Source organism: Winslowiella iniecta, from assembly GCF_001267535.1.
GTDB lineage: Bacteria > Pseudomonadota > Gammaproteobacteria > Enterobacterales > Enterobacteriaceae > Erwinia > Erwinia iniecta.
In genome coordinates this window covers 28074-31244 of record NZ_JRXE01000030.1, presented here as the reverse complement: position 1 = coordinate 31244, position 3171 = coordinate 28074, and the positions used below count along the sequence as shown (strand labels likewise).

Here is a 3171-nt window from a genome sequence, read left to right as displayed (position 1 = left end):
GTTGGCGCAACCATCACCGCCAGCATGGTCGGGTAGAGACCGGCACAGCCGTTCTGACCAATAGTGGCACCGAAAGAGGCGGAGAAGCTGGCAATTGACTCCGGCACGCCCAGACGGCGGGTCTGCGTTTCGACACTCAACGGGATACTGGCGGCGCTGGAGCGGCTGGTAAAGGCAAAGGTGATTACCGGCCAGACTTTACGGAAGAAGCGCATCGGGTTGATGCCGTTAACCGACAGCAGCAGCGCGTGCACCGCAAACATAATGGCCAGACCGAGGTAAGAGGCCACCACAAAGCCACCCAGCTTAATAATGTCCTGCAGGTTAGAACCGGCAACCACTTTGGTCATCAGCGCCAGTACACCGTAGGGTGTCAGTTTCATAATCTGACGTACCAGCTTCATCACCCAGGATTGCAGGGTGTCGATAGCGGTCAGCACACGCTGGCCTTTGACCTGGTCGTCTTTCAGCAGTTGCAGTGCCGCCACGCCGAGGAAGGCAGCAAAAATCACCACGCTGATAATCGAGGTGGGGTTAGCACCGGTCAGATCGGCAAACGGGTTTTTCGGTACAAAGGAGAGCAGCAGCTGTGGCACGGTTAAGTCAGCCACTTTACCGACATAGTTGCTCTGAATGGCCGCGAGGCGCGCGCTTTCCTGGGTACCCTGCACCAGACCTTCCGCCGTCAGGCCAAACAGCTGGGTGACAAACACCCCAACCAGCGCGGAAATGGCGGTGGTAAACAGCAGGACGCCAATGGTCAGTACGCTGATTTTACCCAGTGATGAGGCATTATGCAGGCGGGCAACCGCACTGAGAATCGAGGCGAATACCAGCGGCATGACGATCATTTGCAGCAGCTGTACATAACCATTGCCGACGATATTGAACCAGCCGATCGACTCTTTCACCACGGCGGAGTTTTCACCGTAGATCAGTTGCAGGCCAAGTCCAAACAGTACGCCGAGCACCAGGCCCGCGAGTACCTTTTTCGACAGACTCCAGTTAGTGCGGCCGGTGCGTGCCAGCAGCACGATCAGCGCGACAAAAACCACGATATTCAGAATCAGGGGTAGATTCATCCCATTTCTCCGGTGAAGGGCAGTGCCGGTACGGTGTCATCCGGTCTGCCAAAAAGGCGATATTTTATATCGCGCAAAAAGATTTATTAGCGGCGCATATTATCAGTTGTATAAGCGACAGCATTATATCCAAAAGGAATGGTCTATAACTTTTAGATATTAATTTGTATTATTATTGTGCTAATTGTTTATTTGCTATACGGGTGATGCCGTTTTGCACGGAATTAATCATCTGTGCGGGCCAGCCATTGGCTCCAAAATAAGGTTGTTCCGGTGAGAACCAGATGGCATAGCCGACCAGCGCCAGGCAGAGCACGCGCTCAAGCTGGTTGCCTTTCTGGCTTCTGAGCAGCGGAAATCGAAAGCGCCAGCGGCACGGCCATAACAGCGGCACACCGGCTGGCGTCAGCATATCGGCAATAATATGGCTGAGATAGCCCAGCACCAAACCCTGCAACACGTCGGCAGGCACCGGCCAGTCGGCAGGCACATTGATTTGAAACAGCGCCAGCCCGCTCAGTACCGCCAGCAGGCTGTGGGTAAAGCCGCGATGGCCGAAGGCGCGGGCGATCGGCACAGAGATCCATTTCAGCCGCTGGCCGAGCAGTGATTTCGGGTGGTCGATATCCGGTAGCAGACAGGTCAGCAGCGCAGCCGGAATAATATGCCACCAGTCAGCGCTCGCCAGCACCGGCGTCAGCTCGGCGCGTTTGGCAAAAATAGCACTGGCGATGGCAAAAATAATATGGCCTTCGGCCGTCATGGGGGTAACCTGGCTGCATAGCTGTCAATGCATCCAGTATAGGGGATATATCCAGTAGATTAAATATGTGACGCTGTAACTAAAGGTGAATTTTGTCACCTTTTTTCTCGGGCGCAGATACCCGTTTCTCCGCGGGCGACAAGGTTGCCGCCCAACGGTAGAGCATTAAGGCGGTTAACGAGCCAGCCAGCCTCCGTCCACGGCCAGCGTATAGCCATTAACATAGTCGGAGGCCGACGAGGCGAGAAACACTACCGGCCCCATCATATCTTCTGGCTTACCCCAACGCGCGGCCGGAATACGGCCCAGAATCTCCTGGCTGCGTCCTTCATCGTTACGGATTTGTTCGGTGTTATTGGTCGCCATATAGCCGGGAGCAATCGCATTAACATTAATATTATGTGGTGCCCACTCATTGGCCATCAGTTTGGTTAAGCCCATCACCGCACTTTTCGACGCAGTATAGGAAGGAACGCGTATCCCGCCCTGGAAGGAGAGCATCGAGGCGATATTAATGATTTTTCCGCCATTACCTTGCTTAATGAACTGACGCGCCACCGACTGCGACAGGAAGAACAGGGTTTTGCTGTTAATGTTCATCACATCGTCCCAGTCCTGCTCGCTAAACTCCAGTGCATCAGCGCGGCGAATAATACCGGCATTATTAATCAGAATATCGATACGGCCGAATGCCGCAACGGCCTGTTCCACCACCTGTGGCACAGTGGAACTGTCGGTCAGATCGGCTTCGATACTGTAAAAACGGCGGCCGGTGGCTTCCACTCGTGCCTGGGTATCATCCGGACCGGCGCGATTGACGCCAATAATATCGCAGCCCGCTTCGGCCAGCCCGACGGCCATTCCCTGACCTAAACCGGTGTTACAGCCGGTGACCAGCGCCACTTTACCTTCCAGATTAAATGCATTAAGGATCATATTCGCTCTCTTTGTCTTCGGCCCGCTGGCCGCAACGTTGCTGGTTAGCGCTTAGCGCAATTCGCTTACTTTGACGTGGTCCATATCATCAAATACCTGATTCTCACCGACCATGCCCCAGATAAAGGTGTAACGTTTGGTGCCGACACCGGCATGAATCGACCAGCTGGGAGAGATCACTGCCTGCTCGTTATGCACCAGCAAATGACGGGTTTCCTGCGGCTGGCCCATCATATGGAACACCGCGGTTTCCTCATCCATATCAAAGTAGAAGTAGACTTCCATCCGGCGCTCATGGGTGTGGCAGGGCATGGTATTCCACAGGCTGCCTTCTTCCAGTTGCGTCAGCCCCATCGTCAGCTGGCAGGTGGGCAGCACATCCGGGACGAT

The 3171-nt window shown here is 54.6% G+C and carries 4 protein-coding genes; all 4 read right to left on the bottom strand.

The genetic code is table 11. From position 1 onward, the window contains the following. Nucleotides 1-1082: L-cystine transporter (locus NG42_RS18405; RefSeq protein WP_052901980.1), on the bottom strand; the 1082-nt coding region annotated here is incomplete at its 3' end. Nucleotides 1083-1254: 172 nt separating this feature from the next. Beyond that, nucleotides 1255-1845: a metal-dependent hydrolase gene (locus tag NG42_RS18400; RefSeq protein ID WP_052901915.1), complete on the bottom strand. Its 591-nt coding sequence runs from the start codon at nt 1843-1845 to the stop codon at nt 1255-1257. Between the two features lie 174 nt (nt 1846-2019). Next, on the bottom strand, nt 2020-2781 hold the full coding sequence (gene kduD / locus NG42_RS18395) for a 2-dehydro-3-deoxy-D-gluconate 5-dehydrogenase KduD (protein ID WP_052901913.1): 762 nt from the start codon (nt 2779-2781) through the stop codon (nt 2020-2022). A gap of 51 nt (nt 2782-2832) precedes the next feature. After that, nucleotides 2833-3171: 5-deoxy-glucuronate isomerase (locus NG42_RS23635; protein ID WP_052901978.1), on the bottom strand; the 339-nt coding region annotated here is incomplete at its 5' end.

What these genes read in the sequence shown, in the direction of transcription:
- NG42_RS18400 (WP_052901915.1), bottom strand. Translation starts at nt 1,845, where the DNA reads ATGACGGCCGAAGGCCATATTATTTTTGCCATCGCCAGTGCTATTTTT.
- kduD (WP_052901913.1), bottom strand. Translation starts at nt 2,781, where the DNA reads ATGATCCTTAATGCATTTAATCTGGAAGGTAAAGTGGCGCTGGTCACC.